This is a genomic window from Arenibacter latericius DSM 15913 (genome assembly GCF_000424985.1).
Lineage (GTDB): Bacteria > Bacteroidota > Bacteroidia > Flavobacteriales > Flavobacteriaceae > Arenibacter > Arenibacter latericius.
In genome coordinates this window covers 43626-62151 of sequence record NZ_AUKX01000012.1, presented here as the reverse complement: position 1 = coordinate 62151, position 18526 = coordinate 43626, and the positions used below count along the sequence as shown (strand labels likewise).

Annotated in this window: 18 protein-coding genes; 17 read left to right on the top strand and 1 reads right to left on the bottom strand. The window is 36.0% G+C overall.

The window, feature by feature from the left end; genetic code table 11:
* The first annotated feature begins 2 nt into the window (after window positions 1-2).
* The 17 genes from H344_RS0107505 to H344_RS0107425 all read left to right on the top strand — a co-directional run bounded on the left by H344_RS0107505 (window position 3) and on the right by H344_RS0107425 (window position 17887).
* Window positions 3-1403 (top strand): bifunctional UDP-3-O-[3-hydroxymyristoyl] N-acetylglucosamine deacetylase/3-hydroxyacyl-ACP dehydratase, encoded by a 1401-nt coding sequence (locus H344_RS0107505; RefSeq protein WP_026809758.1) that lies wholly within the window; start codon window positions 3-5, stop codon window positions 1401-1403.
* A gap of 3 nt (window positions 1404-1406) precedes the next feature.
* The gene (gene lpxA, locus H344_RS0107500) at window positions 1407-2192 is read left to right on the top strand and encodes an acyl-ACP--UDP-N-acetylglucosamine O-acyltransferase (RefSeq protein WP_026809757.1); all 786 of its coding nucleotides are present in this window, start codon (window positions 1407-1409) and stop codon (window positions 2190-2192) included.
* 5 nt (window positions 2193-2197) lie between these two features.
* Window positions 2198-2761 carry an elongation factor P gene (gene efp, locus H344_RS0107495; RefSeq protein WP_026809756.1) on the top strand — a complete coding sequence of 188 codons (564 nt, stop codon included), beginning with the start codon at window positions 2198-2200 and terminating at the stop codon, window positions 2759-2761.
* A gap of 34 nt (window positions 2762-2795) precedes the next feature.
* The gene (locus H344_RS0107490) at window positions 2796-3728 is read left to right on the top strand and encodes a UDP-3-O-(3-hydroxymyristoyl)glucosamine N-acyltransferase (RefSeq protein WP_026809755.1); all 933 of its coding nucleotides are present in this window, start codon (window positions 2796-2798) and stop codon (window positions 3726-3728) included.
* A 72-nt stretch (window positions 3729-3800) separates the two neighbouring features.
* A complete protein-coding gene (gene sucD / locus H344_RS0107485) occupies window positions 3801-4673 on the top strand; it encodes a succinate--CoA ligase subunit alpha (protein WP_026809754.1) in 873 nt (290 codons plus the stop codon).
* Window positions 4674-4861: 188 nt separating this feature from the next.
* Complete coding sequence (gene fabG, locus H344_RS0107480) at window positions 4862-5611, top strand: 3-oxoacyl-[acyl-carrier-protein] reductase (protein ID WP_026809753.1); 750 nt, start codon at window positions 4862-4864, stop codon at window positions 5609-5611.
* 116 nt (window positions 5612-5727) lie between these two features.
* Window positions 5728-7761 (top strand): vWA domain-containing protein, encoded by a 2034-nt coding sequence (locus tag H344_RS0107475; protein ID WP_026809752.1) that lies wholly within the window; start codon window positions 5728-5730, stop codon window positions 7759-7761.
* A 12-nt stretch (window positions 7762-7773) separates the two neighbouring features.
* The gene (locus H344_RS0107470) at window positions 7774-8589 is read left to right on the top strand and encodes a prohibitin family protein (protein WP_026809751.1); all 816 of its coding nucleotides are present in this window, start codon (window positions 7774-7776) and stop codon (window positions 8587-8589) included.
* Between the two features lie 261 nt (window positions 8590-8850).
* Entirely contained in the window at window positions 8851-9708 is an 858-nt protein-coding gene (gene hisG / locus H344_RS0107465; protein ID WP_026809750.1) for an ATP phosphoribosyltransferase, read from the top strand.
* Between the two features lie 56 nt (window positions 9709-9764).
* The gene (gene hisD, locus H344_RS0107460; protein WP_026809749.1) at window positions 9765-11057 is read left to right on the top strand and encodes a histidinol dehydrogenase; all 1293 of its coding nucleotides are present in this window, start codon (window positions 9765-9767) and stop codon (window positions 11055-11057) included.
* A gap of 50 nt (window positions 11058-11107) precedes the next feature.
* Complete coding sequence (gene hisC, locus H344_RS0107455; protein WP_026809748.1) at window positions 11108-12166, top strand: histidinol-phosphate transaminase; 1059 nt, start codon at window positions 11108-11110, stop codon at window positions 12164-12166.
* A gap of 44 nt (window positions 12167-12210) precedes the next feature.
* Window positions 12211-13347: a bifunctional histidinol-phosphatase/imidazoleglycerol-phosphate dehydratase HisB gene (gene hisB, locus H344_RS0107450; protein ID WP_026809747.1), complete on the top strand. Its 1137-nt coding sequence runs from the start codon at window positions 12211-12213 to the stop codon at window positions 13345-13347.
* 32 nt (window positions 13348-13379) lie between these two features.
* Window positions 13380-13967, top strand: a complete 588-nt coding sequence (gene hisH / locus H344_RS0107445) for an imidazole glycerol phosphate synthase subunit HisH (protein ID WP_026809746.1) — start codon at window positions 13380-13382, stop codon at window positions 13965-13967.
* A gap of 16 nt (window positions 13968-13983) precedes the next feature.
* Window positions 13984-14721: a 1-(5-phosphoribosyl)-5-[(5-phosphoribosylamino)methylideneamino]imidazole-4-carboxamide isomerase gene (gene hisA / locus H344_RS0107440; protein ID WP_026809745.1), complete on the top strand. Its 738-nt coding sequence runs from the start codon at window positions 13984-13986 to the stop codon at window positions 14719-14721.
* 64 nt (window positions 14722-14785) lie between these two features.
* On the top strand, window positions 14786-15541 hold the full coding sequence (gene hisF, locus H344_RS0107435; protein WP_026809744.1) for an imidazole glycerol phosphate synthase subunit HisF: 756 nt from the start codon (window positions 14786-14788) through the stop codon (window positions 15539-15541).
* A 71-nt stretch (window positions 15542-15612) separates the two neighbouring features.
* On the top strand, window positions 15613-16233 hold the full coding sequence (gene hisIE / locus H344_RS0107430; protein ID WP_026809743.1) for a bifunctional phosphoribosyl-AMP cyclohydrolase/phosphoribosyl-ATP diphosphatase HisIE: 621 nt from the start codon (window positions 15613-15615) through the stop codon (window positions 16231-16233).
* A 241-nt stretch (window positions 16234-16474) separates the two neighbouring features.
* Window positions 16475-17887 carry a Gfo/Idh/MocA family protein gene (locus H344_RS0107425; RefSeq protein WP_026809742.1) on the top strand — a complete coding sequence of 471 codons (1413 nt, stop codon included), beginning with the start codon at window positions 16475-16477 and terminating at the stop codon, window positions 17885-17887.
* Between the two features lie 217 nt (window positions 17888-18104).
* On the opposite strand, the gene H344_RS19840 is transcribed toward H344_RS0107425, so the two are convergent.
* Entirely contained in the window at window positions 18105-18482 is a 378-nt protein-coding gene (locus tag H344_RS19840; RefSeq protein ID WP_026809741.1) for a hypothetical protein, read from the bottom strand.
* Window positions 18483-18526: the final 44 nt, after the last annotated feature.

Here is an 18526-nt window from a genome sequence, read left to right as displayed (position 1 = left end):
CGGTGGGTAAAACAAAAATAAAACAACGGACAATTGCAAAGGAGGTAACACTTGAGGGTGTTGGTTTGCATACAGGGGGAAATGTTACATTGAAATTTGTACCGGCCCCAGAGAATCATGGATACGCGTTTAAACGTGTAGATTTAGAAGGGGAACCCATTATTGAGGCAGATGCCAATTATGTGGTAAACACCCAAAGGGGAACCAATTTAGAAAAGCGCGGTGTTAAAATTCAGACTTCTGAGCATGTTTTGGCTGCTTTAGTAGGATTGGAAATAGACAACGTTATTATTGAGTTAGACTCCCCAGAACCTCCTATAATGGATGGCTCTTCCAAGTATTTTGTAGAAGCTTTGGAAAGTGCCGGAATTATGGAGCAAGATGCTGAAAGGGAAGAGTACGTTGTAAAAGATGTAATTTCATATAAGGATGAAGCTACTGGAAGTGAGATTACTATCATTCCATCAGATACATATCAGGTAACCACCATGGTGGATTTTGGCACAAAAGTCTTAGGGACACAAAATGCCACTTTAGAAAAATTAAGTGATTTTAAAACCGATATAGCAAATGCAAGAACATTTAGTTTTTTGCATGAGTTGGAGGCGTTATTAGATCATGGCCTTATTAAAGGAGGTGACCTTAATAATGCTATTGTTTACGTAGATAAGGAGATTTCTGATGCTACGATGAAGAAATTGGAAAAATCCTTTAACAAGGAGAAATTATCTATTAAGCCTAATGGTATATTGGATAATTTAACCTTGCATCATCCTAATGAGGCGGCAAGGCATAAACTTCTTGATGTAATTGGAGATTTGGCTTTAATTGGGACTAGGATTAGAGGTAAGGTAATTGCTAATAAACCTGGACATTTTGTAAATACTCAATTTGCTAAAAAATTATCGAAAATTATTAAATTGGAAAAAAGGAATTATGTTCCTCAGTACGATTTAAATCAGCCTCCTTTAATGGATATCCATCAGATTATGGATATGTTGCCTCACAGACCTCCATTTTTATTGATCGATAGAATATTAGAACTCTCAGATCAGCATGTAGTGGGAATGAAGAATGTAACCATGAATGAGCAATTCTTTGTGGGACATTTCCCAGGAGCGCCTGTTATGCCTGGAGTGCTTCAAGTAGAGGCTATGGCTCAAACAGGGGGTATTTTTGTATTAAGTACGGTGCCCGATCCAGAAAACTATCTTACCTTCTTTATGAAGATAGATAACGTTAAATTTAAACAAAAGGTATTACCAGGAGATACCTTGGTTTTCCATTGTAGCCTTATTTCTCCAATACGTAGAGGAATTTGTCATATGCAGGCGTATGCTTATGCCAATAATAAATTAGTGTGCGAAGCAGAAATGATGGCGCAAATAGTTAAAAAGAAATAATCGATGAATCAACCGCTGGCATATATTCACCCAGGCGCTAAAATCGCTAAAAACGTGGTAGTAGATCCTTTTACCACAATCCACAATAACGTAGTTATTGGAGAAGGTACATGGATAGGATCAAATGTTACCATTATGGACGGAGCTAGGATAGGGAAAAATTGCAATATTTTTCCTGGGGCTGTAATTTCTGCACCTCCGCAAGACTTAAAGTACGATGGGGAGGAGACTACCGTTGTAATAGGAAATAACACTACTATTAGGGAGTGTGCTACTATCCATAAAGGTACATCAGACCGAATGAAAACTGTTATAGGTGATAATTGCCTTATAATGGCATACTGCCATGTGGCACATGATTGTCTTGTTGGGGATAATTGTATTTTCTCTAATAACTCAACTCTTGCAGGTCACGTTAGCATAGGGGATAATGTTATTCTTGCTGGCTTGGTAGCGGTGCATCAATTTGTATCTATAGGTAGACATGCCTTTGTTACCGGAGGGTCATTGGTAAGAAAAGATGTTCCGCCTTTTGTAAAAGCGGCTAGAGAACCTCTTTCTTATGTTGGGATTAATTCCGTTGGCTTAAGAAGACGTGGGTTTGTCTCTGAGAAAATCAGAGAGATACAAAACATTTATAGGATATTATATCAACAAAATTATAACAATTCTCAAGCGCTTCAAATTATTGAAGCTGAAATGGAAGCCACCCCTGAAAGGGATGAAATCTTACAGTTTATAAGAGACTCGCAACGAGGAATAATGAAAGGATACTTTAGTAATAATTAGAAAATATGGCTACTACATCAGATATAAGAAAAGGACTGTGCATAAGGTACAACAGTGATATTTATAAAATAATTGAATTTCTTCATGTAAAACCAGGGAAAGGTCCTGCTTTTGTGAGAACAAAATTAAAGAGCGTAAGTACGGGGAAAGTTTTGGAAAACACTTTTTCAGCTGGACATAAATTAGATGACGTTCGGGTAGAAACTAGATCTTATCAGTTTCTTTATTCTGAAGGGGAAATGTATCATTTTATGAATACGGATGATTATAATCAGATTTCCCTTCAAGAAAGTGCCTTGGACGCACCCAACCTATTAAAAGAAGGAGAAGTAGTTACTATTCTTTTTAATACGGAAGACAGTATGCCTTTATCCGTAGATATGCCTGCAAGTGTAATTTTAGAGGTGACGTATACAGAACCTGGCGTAAAAGGGAATACTGCTACCAATGCTACTAAGCCAGCTACTGTTGAAACTGGGGCTACTATAAACGTACCTCTCTTTATTAATGAAGGAGATAAGGTGAAGGTAGATACAGAAAAAGGAGCTTATATAGAGCGGGTTAAGTAATTTTCAAGGTACCTGTATAATAATATTCTAAAACATGAGATTTCCATCCCCATATACCCTAAAACAAATTGCCACCATAATAAATTCTGAATATGTGGGGGACGAGGAGTTTCCTATATTGGGAATGAATGAGATTCATGTGGTTCAAGAAGGAGAAATCGTTTTTGTAGATCATCCTAAGTATTATGAAAAAGCTTTGAACAGCAAGGCCACTGTGGTACTAATTAATAAAAAGGTTGACTGTCCTCCTGGAAAGGCTCTTTTAATTTCCGAGGATCCATTTAAGGACTTTAACGCTTTAACACAGTTTTTTAAGCCCTTTGAAAAATCGGCAAGTGCTATTTCTAGCAGCGCCAAAATTGGTAAAAACACCATAATACAACCTAATTCTTTTATTGGAAACAATGTGACTATAGGGGATAATTGCCTTATTCATTCCAATGTTTCTATTTATGATAATTGTGTTATTGGCAATAATGTTATAATTCATTCAGGGACTGTTTTGGGATCAGATGCATTTTATTACAAGAAAAGACCCGACGGGTTTGATAAATTGCTATCTGGAGGTAGGGTAGTTATTCAAGACAATGTAGAAATTGGGGCAGTTTGTACTTTAGATAAAGGGGTTACTGGTGATACATTGATTAAAAAAGGTACCAAAATAGATAATCAAGTTCATGTTGGTCATGATACTGTGATTGGAGAACATTGCCTTATTGCTTCTCAGACTGGGATAGCAGGGTGCGTCGTTATTGAGGACGAGGTCACACTTTGGGGACAAGTTGGAGTAACTAGTGCCACCACAATAGGGAAGAAAGCTGTAGTTTTAGCACAAACAGGAGTTTCTAAATCCTTAGAAGGAGGTAAAAATTATTTTGGTAGCCCCGCAGAGGAGGCAAGGGAGAGATTAAAGCAATTGGCCTATATAAAACAGATCCCCACCATATTAAAAAAATTAGATAAATAAATAAGCGAAGGAATAGTTTAGAATATCTTTTCAAATCTATATTTTTGCTTTAATAATTAAACGAAAAATATAATGAGCGTTTTAGTAAACAAGGATTCCAAGATTATTGTTCAGGGTTTTACAGGTAGCGAAGGTACTTTTCACGCCGAACAAATGATTGAATATGGTACCAATGTTGTTGGAGGTGTTACTCCAGGAAAGGGAGGACAAGAGCATTTGGGGAGACCCGTGTTTAACACCGTAGAGGAAGCTGTACAAAAGGTAGGAGCAGATACTACCATTATTTTTGTACCACCAGCCTTTGCGGCAGATGCTATTATGGAAGCGGCAAGTGCCGGTATAAAAGTGATCATTACAATTACAGAAGGAATACCTGTTGCCGATATGGTAATGGCATACGACTATATTAAAGGAAAAGATTGTCGTTTAATAGGTCCAAACTGTCCAGGAGTAATTACTCCAGGAGAAGCAAAAGTGGGAATTATGCCTGGTTTTGTGTTTAAAAAAGGAAGTGTAGGAATTGTTTCTAAGTCAGGAACTTTAACTTATGAAGCTGCTGACCAAGTAGTTCGTCAAGGTCTTGGTATTACTACAGCTATTGGAATTGGAGGGGATCCTATTATTGGAACTACTACTAAAGAAGCTGTTGAATTGTTAATCAACGATCCGGAAACGGAAGCTGTTGTTATGATTGGAGAAATAGGTGGCCAGTTAGAAGCAGATGCTGCAAAATGGTATAAAGAGAGTGGTAGCAAAAAACCAATAATTGGTTTTATTGCTGGTGAAACTGCCCCTGCAGGTAGAACTATGGGTCACGCCGGTGCTATTGTTGGAGGTAGTGATGATACCGCCCAAGCTAAAAAAGCAATTATGAGAGAATGTGGAATCCATGTGGTTGACTCTCCTGCTGAGATAGGATTAAAAGTTAAAGAAGTAATGGGATAATTATTTCTTAATTATATTAAATTCCGTTTGTTCTGTATTTTTCCGATTTAATCGGAAGCAGCAGGATAAACGGAATTTTCTTTTTCCATAGCTATTGAATTTATAAAAACTTGAACGCATTATGGATAAAAATTTTAATTCGGGAAAAACAAAACTTATATTTGATCAACAACAAAGAAATTATAAAGATGAAGCTACTAGAAGGAAAAAACGCAATTATTACGGGTGCCAGTAGAGGAATAGGCATGGGTATAGCACAGGTTTTTGCACAGCATGGTGCAAATGTTGCCTTTACCTACAGCTCCAGTGAGGCTCCAGCACTTGCCTTAGAAAAAGAATTAACCGCATTAGGAGTAAAAGCCAAAGCGTATAAGAGTAACGCGGCAAGCTTTGAGGATTCAGAAAAATTGGTGGCCCAAGTTCTAGAAGATTTTGGTGGCGTAATCGATATTCTAATAAATAATGCAGGGATCACCAAGGATAATCTCCTCATGAGAATGGGAGAGAGTGATTTTGATTCAGTAATAGAAATCAATCTAAAATCTGTTTTTAACATGACCAAGGCTGTACAGCGTACCATGTTAAAACAAAGAAAGGGCTCTATAATTAATATGAGTAGTGTAGTAGGGGTGAAAGGTAATGCTGGACAAGCAAACTATGCAGCTTCTAAGGCGGGAATGATAGGTTTTACTAAATCTATTGCTTTAGAATTGGGTTCTAGAAACATCCGTTGTAATGCAATTGCTCCTGGGTTTATAGAAACTGAAATGACGGATAAATTAGATGAGAAGGTAGTACAAGGATGGAGAGATGGTATTCCATTAAAACGTGGAGGATCGCCAGAAGATGTTGCTAATGCCTGTTTATTCTTAGCGTCAGACCTTTCGGCCTATATTACTGGTCAGGTGTTAAATGTGGATGGAGGGATGCTAACCTAGATTTTGTTTGTGGACAATGAATTTATTGACCACCTTTAAACAAAATCAATACTCATAAAAATGTCATCTTATTTAAAATCGATTTTGATTTAAAGTGATGCGCAAATTTTAATTTAATGCAAACAGATTCAGTACTATATATATTGCTTGCGGCAATAGTTGCGTTGGTACTTGTACTGTTTCAATACAAATACAGGACCAAAAGAAAGGGAAAGTTACATTATGGGCTTTCCCTTCTTCGGTTTATTGCAGTATTTGGAATTTTATTACTTCTCCTAAATCCCAAATTCGAACACAGAATACTATCAACGGAAAAGACCAATTTGGTTTTACTGATGGATAACTCATCCTCTATACAGGGGGTAGAGGGAGATAAATTTAAAACCATAGTTTCCCAACTAAAAGCGTCTCAATCTTCTTTGTTAGACCGATTTAATCTTGCTACCTATACTTTTGGAAATAATTTAAATGAAGGAGATAGTATTACTTTAGAAGAGAGTAATACAAATATTTTTAAAGCTTTAGATGGCATTAATACAATATATGGTAAGTTAAATACTGTAGTAGTGCTTTTTACAGATGGTAATCAGACCATAGGGGAGGATTATGAGTATTATGGGAAAAAACAAAATCTCCCCATTTACCCAGTTGTACTAGGTGATACTACTACTTATGAGGATATTAGAGTAGTAGGTGTAAATAGTAATAAATATGCCTTTCTCAATAATAAATATCCTTTAGAAATATTTGTATCCTACGAAGGTAAGAAGGCAGTTAGCTCAGAATTACAGCTGCTCATAAATAATAAATTAGCGCACAAAGAAATTGTTTCTCTTTCTGCGACTAATAACGCAAAGACAATCAACACCCAGATTATAGCGAATAGTGTAGGTGTAAAAAATATTCGTGTTCAATTATCTCCACTAGCAAATGAAAAGAATATTGCTAATAATGAAAAGCAATTAGCCTTAGAGGTGTTGGATGAGAAAACTAATGTAGCTATAATTTCCAATATACTTCATCCAGATATAGGGGCCTTAAAAAAAATAGTGGAAAGTAATGAACAGCGTTCTGCTTCCATTTATAGGCCTAATGTAGAGGTAGCTCAACTAGCATCTGTGGATCTGTACATTTTATATCAACCTGATGCCTCTTTTGATGGCATATATAAACAAATTGCTTCGCGAAAATCCAATTACTTTACTATTGGTGGCACGCATACCGATTGGGAGTTTTTAGAAAAAACTCATAATGGTATAGATTTAGAAAGTGGATATCCAAATCAGGAAGTATTTGCTGATGATAACCCAGGATTTTCAAAATTTGATATATCGGATTATTCTTTTAATGGTTTTCCTCCCTTAGAAACCGATTTGGGACCAATAATTATTTTATCTCCCCACGAAAGCTTATTGGATATGAGTAGTAAAGGAATAGCAATGGGAAGTCCGCTTTTAACGGTGATGGAAGAAGACGATGTAAAATCGGCTTTACTATTAGGAGAAAATATATGGAAATGGCGGATGCATGCCTATAAAGAGGAAGGGTCTTTTAAGGATTTTGATGCTTTTTGGGGGAAATTATTTCTTTATCTTAACACTAATACTGGGAAAAACAGGTTTAGTGTTGATGTTAATTCAATTTATAATAACAGCAACAATGCTATTATACAGGCCACCTATTTTGACGAAGCATTTAGGTTGGACCCCAATGCAACTATCAAACTAAAAATAAAGGACACTTCCTTAAATAGCATCCAAGAGCTTCCCATGTTGTTAAAGGGTAATTATTTTGAAGCGGATCTAAGAAATCTAGAACCAGGAACTTATAATTTTTCCGCTACGGTAGAAAAGGAGAATTTAAGCAAGAGTGGTAGCTTTACAATTTTAGATTTTGATGTGGAGAAGCAATTTACTTCCAGTAATTATAAAAAGCTTAATAGACTTGCTGATAATACTGAGGGGGAACTGTTTTTTCCAGAAGAAATAGACAGTTTGATTAATACATTGAGCACGGCCCAAAGATATGTGCCTACTCAAAAAAGCAAACTAAATGTTGTACCTTTGATTGATTTCAAAATCGTCCTAGGCATAATTATTTTGGCCTTAGCGCTAGAATGGTTTATTAGAAAATATAATGGATTAACTTAATATATAAATTGAATGGATAAATTACCTAAAATTGCGTTGCCAATTGTTTTTGCTTTTATTGTTGTAGTAATATTAATTTCTAAATCTGCCGTCACCATAGATTCTGGTCAGGCAGGTGTTTTGTACCGAACGTTTGGAGGGGGTGTAGTTACCGATGAGCCGCCCTTAGGAGAAGGATTTAACCTTGTAGCTCCTTGGAATAATGTAACAATCTACGAGGTAAGGCAACAAGAAGTTTTTGAAAAAATGAATGTTTTGTCTTCCAATGGATTGGATATTAAATTGGATGCATCTATCTGGTTTGAGCCTGTTCGTCAGGAATTAGGAAGATTGCATCAAGAAAAAGGGGAAGATTACGTTCATAGGGTTCTATTGCCTGCTATTCGTTCAGCCGCTAGATCTGTTGTTGGTCGGTATACTCCAGAACAATTGTATTCTAGCAAAAGAGATGCAATTCAGCATGAGATTTTTGAGGAATCAAAAAAGATTGTACAAAATCAATATATTCAGCTAAATGATATCTTGGTAAGAGACGTTACTTTACCAGCAACCATTAAAGAAGCTATAGAAAGAAAATTGAAACAAGAGCAAGAATCTTTGGAATATGAGTTTAGATTGGTAACTGCACAGAAAGAAGCTGAAAAAGTTCGAATTGAAGCTCAGGGTAAAGCTGATGCAAACTTAATTCTAAGCGCTTCTCTTAATGATAGAATTCTTCAAGACAAGGGAATAGATGCTACAATAAAGTTATCTGAATCTCCTAATGCTAAGGTTATAGTAATTGGAAGTGGAGAGTCTGGATTACCAATAATTCTTGGGAATCAATAATCACGCCTTTAAAATAAATTTTATATAACAATTTCGATTTAAATTGTGTTGTATAAATTTCACAAGGTTGAAAATATATTTTACATTTGTAATAGTATGAAAAACAACAGGAATCATCATCATCATTTCTTAACCTTCGTTCAGACGAGATAGGAATGTGCTGTTGTACCTATAACTATATTCTAACCCGTTTGAGCGATCAAACGGGTTTTGTATTTAAAATATCCCTGTTGATCTGCTCTGACAATTAAAAAAACAAGAATGAATAAAATTAAAATTGCAATTCAAAAAAGCGGTCGTTTAAATGAAGATTCACTTCAGATATTAAAGGATTGTGGAATATCAATTGACAATGGAAAAGATCAGTTAAAGGCAAGTTCTAGGAATTTCCCACTAGAGGTCTTTTATCTCAGGAATGGGGATATTCCTCAATACTTAAGGGATGGAGTTGTAGATATTGCTATTATTGGTGAAAACGTCCTTATTGAAAAAGGGGACGATATATCTATTGTAGAAAGGTTAGGGTTTTCTAAATGTAAGGTATCCCTAGCGATACCTAAAGCTGAAACATATAATTCTGTAATGGATTTCCAGGGAAAGAAAATTGCCACTTCCTATCCCAATACGGTAAATAATTATTTGGAAAGCAAAGGAGTAAAAGCAGACCTTCATATAATTACAGGATCGGTAGAAATAGCTCCAAATATTGGGTTGGCCGATGCTATTTGTGATATAGTTTCTAGCGGAAGTACCTTATTCAAAAATAATTTAAAAGAAGTAGAGGTGATGCTAAGGAGTGAGGCGGTTTTGGCCGTTTCTCCAAAAATATCTGCAGAAAGCACTCAAATTCTAGAAAAACTACACTTCAGAATTAAATCGGTATTACTTGCAAGAAAAAGTAAGTATGTATTGTTAAACGCGCCAAACGATAAGCTAAAGGAGATCATAGCTCTTTTACCAGGAATGAGAAGCCCTACTGTGCTGCCATTGGCTAAGGAAGGTTGGATTTCTGTACATACGGTAATTAATAAGGACAAATTCTGGGATGTTATCCAGGAGTTAAAAGAAGCTGGTGCTGAAGGTATTCTTGTAAGTCCTATAGAGAAAATGGTACTTTAATATTTGTTAATCAACCTTTCCCTTTTAATAAGCTGGAAATACAGAATATACATCGGATGAACAAGATATATAATCCCCTTAAAAAGGATTGGTCCTCCATATTAAAAAGACCAACACAAACCGTAGCTGATATTGAAGAAATGGTAGATGCTATTTTTTTAGAGGTAAAAAATAACGGTGATAATGCTATTAACGCCTATACAGAAAAGTTTGATGGGGTGTTAATGAAGAATTCTTCGGTTACTCAAGAAGAAATAGAAGAAGCAGCAAATCAAGTCCCAAAGGAATTGAAATTAGCCATTCAACAAGCCAAGAGGAACATAGAAAAATTTCATTCCGCCCAACGTACAGCTAAGGTGTCGGTAGAGACTTCTGAGGGTGTTCATTGTTGGCAAGAGAAAAGGCCTATTCAAAAAGTAGGTTTATATATTCCGGGAGGAACAGCACCACTCTTTTCTACCATCCTTATGTTAGCAGTACCTGCTAATTTAGCGGGTTGTAAGGAAATAGTATTATGTTCCCCGCCAAATAAGGAAGGAAAATTGCACCCAGCAATTCTATATACAGCGAATCTGTGTGGGGTAACCAACATTTTTAAAGTAGGAGGTGTACAAGCCATTGCAGGGATGACCTTTGGGACAGAAACTATTCCCCAAGTGTATAAAATATTTGGTCCAGGGAATCAATTTGTTACCGTAGCCAAGCAAATTGCTACCAAGTATGGAATAGCAATCGATATGCCTGCAGGACCTAGTGAACTGTTGGTAATGGCAGATGATTCTGCCAACGCATCTTTTGTAGCCTCAGATCTATTAAGTCAGGCTGAACATGGAGCTGATAGTCAGGTGATTTTGGTTTCTACTTCCAAAAAGTTTATCAATGAGGTGGAAAGGGAAGTAGAAGAACAAATTAAACTCTTGCCGCGTCAGGAAATCGCTGAGAAATCTATTGCTAATAGCAAACTGATTTATGTAGCGGATAAAGAAACTGCAGTTGCTTTGATTAATGAATATGGTCCAGAACACTATATACTTTGCGTGGAAGATGAATCGTTTTTTCTGGATAGAACTTATAACGCAGGATCTGTTTTTATAGGCAACTATACCCCTGAAAGCGCTGGAGATTATGCCTCTGGCACCAATCACACCTTACCTACCAATGGTTTTGCAAAACAATATAGTGGAGTAAATTTAGATAGCTTTACAAAGGCCATAACTTTTCAAAAAATATCTCAAGAAGGTATTAAAGGGATAGGGGAAACTATAGAATTAATGGCCGAGGCCGAAGGCTTGTTTGCTCATAAAAATGCAGTCACTTTAAGATTAAAGAGTTTAGTAGGGGAAAGATAGTAGATATGATTTCGGCAATATTGTTTTCCTAATAGTATTAAAAATAAGAAATGAACCACAACACTTTTGATATAAATAATTTAGTCCGTAAGAATGTAAGCGCACTACTTCCATATTCTTCTGCTAGGGACGAATATGTTTCGGATGGATCTCAAATGGTATTTTTGGACGCGAATGAAAACCCATTTGAGACAGGGGTAAATAGGTATCCAGATCCTCAACAAAGAAATTTAAAAGAAGCTTTAGCCACTAACAAAGGGGTTTCTTCAGACCAAATTCTTTTGGGGAATGGTAGTGACGAAGTTCTAGACCTTTTATTCCGGGCTTTTTGCGAACCTAAGGAGGATCATATAATTACATTGCCTCCTACCTATGGAATGTACAATGTTTTAGCGGGTATTAATAATGTGGAGAATAAGAAAGTTTTATTAACACAAGATTTTGAACCCAATGTTCCGGAAATACTAAAAATAGCCAATGAACAATCTAAACTACTATTCTTATGTTCCCCTAATAATCCCACGGCTAATAGTTTTAACAACACCTTAGTTAAAGAACTTCTAGAGAATTTTAATGGTTTGGTGGTAGTAGACGAGGCCTATATTGATTTTTCTAAAGAGGAAAGTTGGATTAGTAAATTGGATCAATATCCTAATCTGGTGGTCACCCAAACCTTGTCTAAGGCATTTGGAATGGCAGGAGTAAGATTAGGGATTTGCTACGCTTCCAAAGAAATAATTAGTGTTCTCAATAAAATTAAGGCTCCTTATAATGTAAACGAATTGAGTCAGAAAAGGGCATTGGAGCGAATATTAGACGAAGAAACTGTGACGAAGGAGATTAAAGAGATTCTCTTAGAGAGAGAAGCCCTATCCAAAATAGTAGCGGATTTAAGTTTTGTGGAAAAAGTTTATGAATCGGATGCTAATTTCATTTTGGTTAAGGTAGATGATGCCACTAATAGATATAATCAGCTATTAAAAAAAGGCATTGTAGTAAGAAATAGGACTAAGGAGCCACTTTGTGAGAATACACTAAGGTTTACCGTTGGGACCAAAGAAGAGAATAAAAAATTGATACGTGTTTTACAACAAATAACAACCGCTTAATTATGAGTATTGAAGTAAATAAAAATGCTGACCAGGTTGGCAAAATGGGGAAAAAGGTGCTATTTATAGATCGTGATGGTACGATGATTAAAGAACCTGCCGATGAGCAAACCGATACTTTTGAAAAGTTGGAGTTTTATCCCAAAGCGATTACTTTTCTAAGCAAAATAGCAAAGGAATTGGATTATGAATTAGTGATGGTAACCAATCAAGACGGACTAGGTACAGATTCTTATCCAGAAGATGCCTTTTGGCCTATTCATAATTTTATAATGAAAACCTTTGAGGGGGAGGGAGTAATTTTCGACAAGGTTTTTATGGACAGAACCTTTCCTCATGAAAATGCAGAAACCCGTAAACCCAAAACAGGATTATTAACCGAGTACTTTTCAGAAGCGTACGACCTATCCAATTCCTTTGTAATAGGAGATCGGTTAACAGATATAGAATTAGCGAAAAATCTTGGGGCTCAAGGAATTTTCATTAATGATGAGACTAATTTTGGAGTTGGGGAGATTACCGTAAAACGTAAGGACCTAGATTCTTATATAGCGTTGGAAAGCAATGACTGGGAAAAAATATACGAATTCTTAAAATTAAAGAATAGGGTTTCTGAAACCTATAGAAAAACCCATGAAACTGATATCTATATAAAATTGAATCTAGATGGAACTGGGAAGAGTACTATAGACACCGGACTGCCCTTCTTTGATCATATGTTAGATCAATTGGCGAGACATGGTCAGATGGATCTAGATATTAAGGTGAAGGGGGATTTAGAAATAGATGAACATCATACTATAGAAGATACCGCTATTGCTTTAGGAGAGGTTTTTAATAAGGCATTAGGAAACAAGCTGGGAATGGAACGCTATGGATTCTGTTTACCTATGGACGATTGCCTAGCACAAGTGGCTATCGATTTTGGCGGACGCAATTGGTTGGTTTGGGATGCAGATTTTAAAAGGGAAATGGTAGGAAAGATGCCAACCGAAATGTTTTATCACTTTTTTAAATCCTTTACTGACGGGGCAAAAGCCAATTTAAATATTAAAGCTGAGGGAATAAACGAACACCATAAAATAGAGGCTATTTTTAAAGCATTTGCAAAAGCCATTAAAATGGCCTTAAAACGCGATGTAGAAAAAATGGTACTGCCTAGTACTAAGGGACTTTTATAAATAAAGAATATAAGTATCGGTAAAATCGAAAAATGAAAATAGTAATAATAGATTACGGGGCAGGAAATATTCAAAGCATTAAATTTGCTATCCAACGATTAGGGTATGAGGCAGTGCTAAGTCACAATCCCAAGGAAATCATAGAGGCAGATAAGGTTATCTTCCCAGGGGTAGGCGAAGCTAGTAGTGCTATGAAAAAATTACGAGCCAGTAAGTTAGATACACTTATCCCTACACTAAAACAACCAGTTTTAGGAATCTGTCTTGGCATGCAACTAATGTGTAAATCTTCCCAAGAAGGGAATACCTTAGGGCTTGGAATTTTTGACGTAGAGGTAGTTCGGTTTCCCAATACGGTGAAAGTTCCTCAAATCGGATGGAACCAAATCACCAACTTAAAATCGAACTTATTCAAGGAAATAAAGGAGAATGAGCATATCTATTTAGTGCATAGTTATTACGCCCCGGTATGTAAAGAAAATATAGCCCAGTCTAATTATGCCCTAGATTATAGTGCAGCCTTACAAAAAAATAATTTTTTCGGAACCCAATTTCATCCCGAAAAAAGTAGTTTAGTAGGGGAACGAATTTTAAATAACTTTCTTGCCCATATCAACTAGAGAATAAAACAATAAAATGAGAATAATACCTGCAATAGATATTATAGACGGAAAATGTGTACGTCTTTCCAAAGGCGATTACAACACCAAAAAAATTTACAACGAAAACCCGTTAGAAGTAGCTAAAGAGTTTGAGGCCCATGGTATAGAATACCTGCATTTAGTAGATTTAGATGGCGCAAAGGCAAGTAATATTGTAAATTATAAAGTATTAGAACGAATAGCGACCAAAACGAGTTTGAAAATCGATTTTGGTGGTGGATTAAAGACCGATGAGGATTTAAAAATTGCTTTTGAAAGTGGTGCCAATCAAATAACTGGAGGGAGTATTGCAGTGAAAGATCCAGAAACTTTTAAGACCTGGATTACCACTTATGGGGCCAATAAAATTATACTTGGCGCCGATGCGAAAGATGAAATGGTTGCAGTTTCTGGATGGACAGAAGAATCTAAGGAAGAATTAATTCCCTTTATACAGGCGTATCAAAAAGAAGGAATAAAAGCAGTTATTTGCACTGATATCAGTAAAGATGGAATGTTACAAGGCCCTTCATTTGAATTGTATGAGCGAATTATTTCTCAGTGTGGGCCTCAGCTTTCTCTTATTGCAAGCGGTGGTATTTCTACCTTTGATGAACTTCCTCAATTGGCAGAATTAGGTTGTGAAGGGACCATAATAGGTAAAGCAATCTATGAGAATAAGATTACACTAAAACAGTTGGAAGACTTTATTCTGACCAATAATAAAGGATAAATATAGAATTGGCCTATAATATATAACAATTATTATAGCGATAGTAGGCCCTTAAATTAATTGTATGCTAACAAAAAGAATAATACCCTGTTTAGATATCAAAAATGGAAGAACAGTAAAAGGGGTTAATTTTGTAGATCTGAGAGACGCTGGGGATCCAGTAGAATTAGCAGAAATATATGCCAAAACAGGAGCAGATGAATTGGTATTTTTAGATATTTCCGCAACAGAGGAAGGCAGACGTACTTTGGCGGATCTTGTTTTGCGAGTTGCCGAAAAAGTAAATATACCTTTTACGGTAGGAGGAGGAATTTCATCTGTGGAAGATGTAGATATTCTTTTACAGAATGGAGCAGATAAAGTTTCCATTAATTCTTCTGCAGTTAAAAATCCGCAATTGATTAATGATCTAGTTGCAAAATTTGGTTCACAATGTATTGTTGTGGCTATTGATGCTAAAGAAGTAGATGGAGAATGGATTGTCCATCTAGTAGGAGGGAAGGTACCTACCGAACTTAACTTATTCGATTGGGCTAAAGAAGTGGAAGAACGTGGTGCTGGAGAAATATTATTTACTAGTATGAATCACGACGGGACCAAAAATGGATTCGCAAACGAAGCTTTAGCTAAACTTTCTACGGACTTAAATATTCCAATAATAGCATCCGGAGGAGCTGGTAAAATCTCCCATTTCACAGACGCCTTTACTGAAGGAAAAGCTGATGCTGCTTTAGCAGCAAGTGTGTTTCATTTTAAAGAAATAGCAATAAAAGAATTGAAAGAGGAACTACATAGGAATGCTATTCCAGTAAGATTATAAATCGTAATGAGGTAATATTTAGGACTCAAAGTGCTCTTTTTTAAAGCCTTCAATACATCAATTTAAAAAAAATGACCATAGATTTTAATAAGAATAAAGACGGATTGGTTCCTGCCATAATTCAAGACGCCAAAACAAGGAATGTACTTATGTTAGGCTATATGAATCAAGAAGCTTATGACCTAACAGTAGAGACCAAAAAAGTTACTTTTTATAGTAGATCAAAAAATAGGCTTTGGACCAAAGGAGAAGAGAGCGGTAACTTCCTCGAATTAATTGAGATAAAATTAGACTGTGATAATGATACCCTATTGGTAACCGTTGATCCAGTGGGACCTACTTGTCATAAAGGGACAGATACTTGCTGGGGGCAAGAAAATACAGATAATTTCGGATTTCTAAGCGAATTGGAAGGGGTTATAGAAAATAGAAAAGCCCAAACAGAGGGAAAGCTTTCAATTCCCGAAGGTACTAAGCCTAGCTATGTCTCTTCGCTTTTTAAAAGTGGCATCAATAAAGTAGCCCAAAAAGTAGGTGAAGAAGCTGTAGAGGTGGTTATAGAGGCTATGGATAATAATGACACCCTATTTAAGGAGGAAAGCGCAGACCTTCTTTTCCATTATCTAATATTGCTTCAGGCAAAAGGTTATAAGTTAAAGGATATTGTTAAAGTTTTGGAAGCTAGACATTAAGCGGCATAACTGTCTAGAATATTATTGAAGTTCGTATTAATAACACCTTTACTATTATAGTAAAAAAATTAAGGAATAATTATATACTTATGACTACTAAATAGAGGATAGTTATATTATAAGGAGCCTTATCAACAACCTACTGTAAAATGTTTAATTTATAACAGTATAATTTTTAATTTAAAAATTAATACTATCTTCAGCCATTAGAAAAAATCAGATTTAAAAATTAAAATATGCTATGAAATCAAATAGGAGAGATTTTATAAGAAAAACATCCATTGCAGGTATGGGATTGGCAATGGCACAAGGATGGGCAAATTCTTTGTCTAGCAAGAGTTTAATTGATGCGCCAACACCAAGTCTGGGTGCTAAATATATGGGTGGTTTTTCTGCTCCTAAATTGGACACAGTAAAATGTGCCTTTATTGGGGTAGGTGCTCGTGGTTCTGGTCACGCTCATCAAATCGCTTCTATTGAAGGTACCGAAGTAGTTGCCATTTCTGATCTTTATGAGGATAATGCTCAAAGATCTGCTGATAGATGCAAAGAGAATGGTAAGGGTACTCGTCACCAAAATATAAAATTATATACCAAAGGGGAAAACGACTGGAAGAAAATGTTGAAAAGGGAAAAGCCCGATGCAGTTTTCGTTAGTACTCCTTGGAAATTACATGCTCCTATGGCTATTGAAGCTATGAAAAGAGGAGCGCATGTTTTTGTAGAAGTGCCTTTAGCACTGACTATTGAAGAAATGTGGGAGATTATAGATACTTCTGAAAAAACCCAGAAGCACTGTATGATGATGGAAAATGTTAACTATGGTAGAGATGAGCTTCTATATTTAAACATGTGTAGACAAGGTGTTATAGGTGAGCTTTTACACGGAGAGGCTTCCTATATTCACGAATTAAGAGGCCAGATGAACCAAGTTGATCGCGGTACAGGGTCTTGGCGTACACCACACTACGCACATAGAAATGGTAATTTATATCCTACACATGGTTTAGGACCTGTTGCCCAGTATATGAATTTAGCTAGAGGAGAAGATAACTTTAAGTTTATAAATTCTTTTTCCTCACCTGCAAGGGGTAGACAATTATACGCTGAGAAAAATTTCCCAGCTGATCATAAATGGAACCAGTTGGACTATAAAGGAGGTGATATTAATACCTCTATTGTGAAAACTACTCTTGGTAGAACTATAATGGTACAATGGGATGAAACTAGCCCTAGACCATACACCAGACATAATCTAATACAAGGAACCAAAGGTACTATGCAAGGTTTCCCAACAAGAATCGCTATAGAAGGTGGTGTTGAAGGAGGTCCTAAAGATCATCACTCATGGGCACAAGGAGAGCAACTTGCTAAGATTTACGAAAAGTATGAGCATCCTTTATACCTTAGATTAGGAGAACTGTCTAGAAAAATGGGCGGACATGGTGGAATGGACTTTATGATGCTTTACAGAATTGTAGAATGTCTGCGTAAAGGAGAACCATTAGATCAAAACGTATATGAAGGTTGTTATTGGAGTGCCGTTGGTACCTTAAGTGAAGTTTCAGTAGCACAAAATGGAGCACCACAAGAGTTTCCAGATTTTACTAGAGGAAAATGGAAGACCACTGCACCATTAGATATTGTAAGCTAATCAATTAAGTATTAATAAAAAAAGCTGTTACTTTCCTTAAAAGCCTTTGTAAAGGTAATAAAGGAGGTTAACGGCTTTTTTTATTTCTATACGGAAATCATTGATTTCAGCCTTTTTATTAAGAAAATCTTAAAATGGATCTATGAGGTATTGAGCGAAACCGCAAATCATATGCTAACCTGAGGTTCTCATTATTATAGGCTAATAAATGGAAAAACTATTCATTTGTAACTACTGTCTGTTTATCTAATTCTGCAAGTAGTTCTAGACTAGCATTAAATACTTTTTTACTGTAAAATCTACCTCGGTCCCAATCTGCGGGCTCCGATGCGTTTTTTGCATCCGCTAAAATATCCTCTATTTTTTCGGATAAATCAATGCAATCATTCTCTTTTACTATTCGCAATAGCTTTTCGTATGACTTTAGAGCTTTTTCCGAATAATAAACCTGATGATCAAAATTATTCGCTTTTAATGCTTTTTTAGCGTGATTTAGAGCATAAGAAGCTGTAGAATAGACAAGGTCGCAATTGTCCTTGGCGAAAGTGGTGTTGAAAATAAAAAACGAAAACAATAATAAGTAGATTTTAATCATAGGAGAAGGTTAGGTGAAATTTGGATATAAAAAACGATTAATTA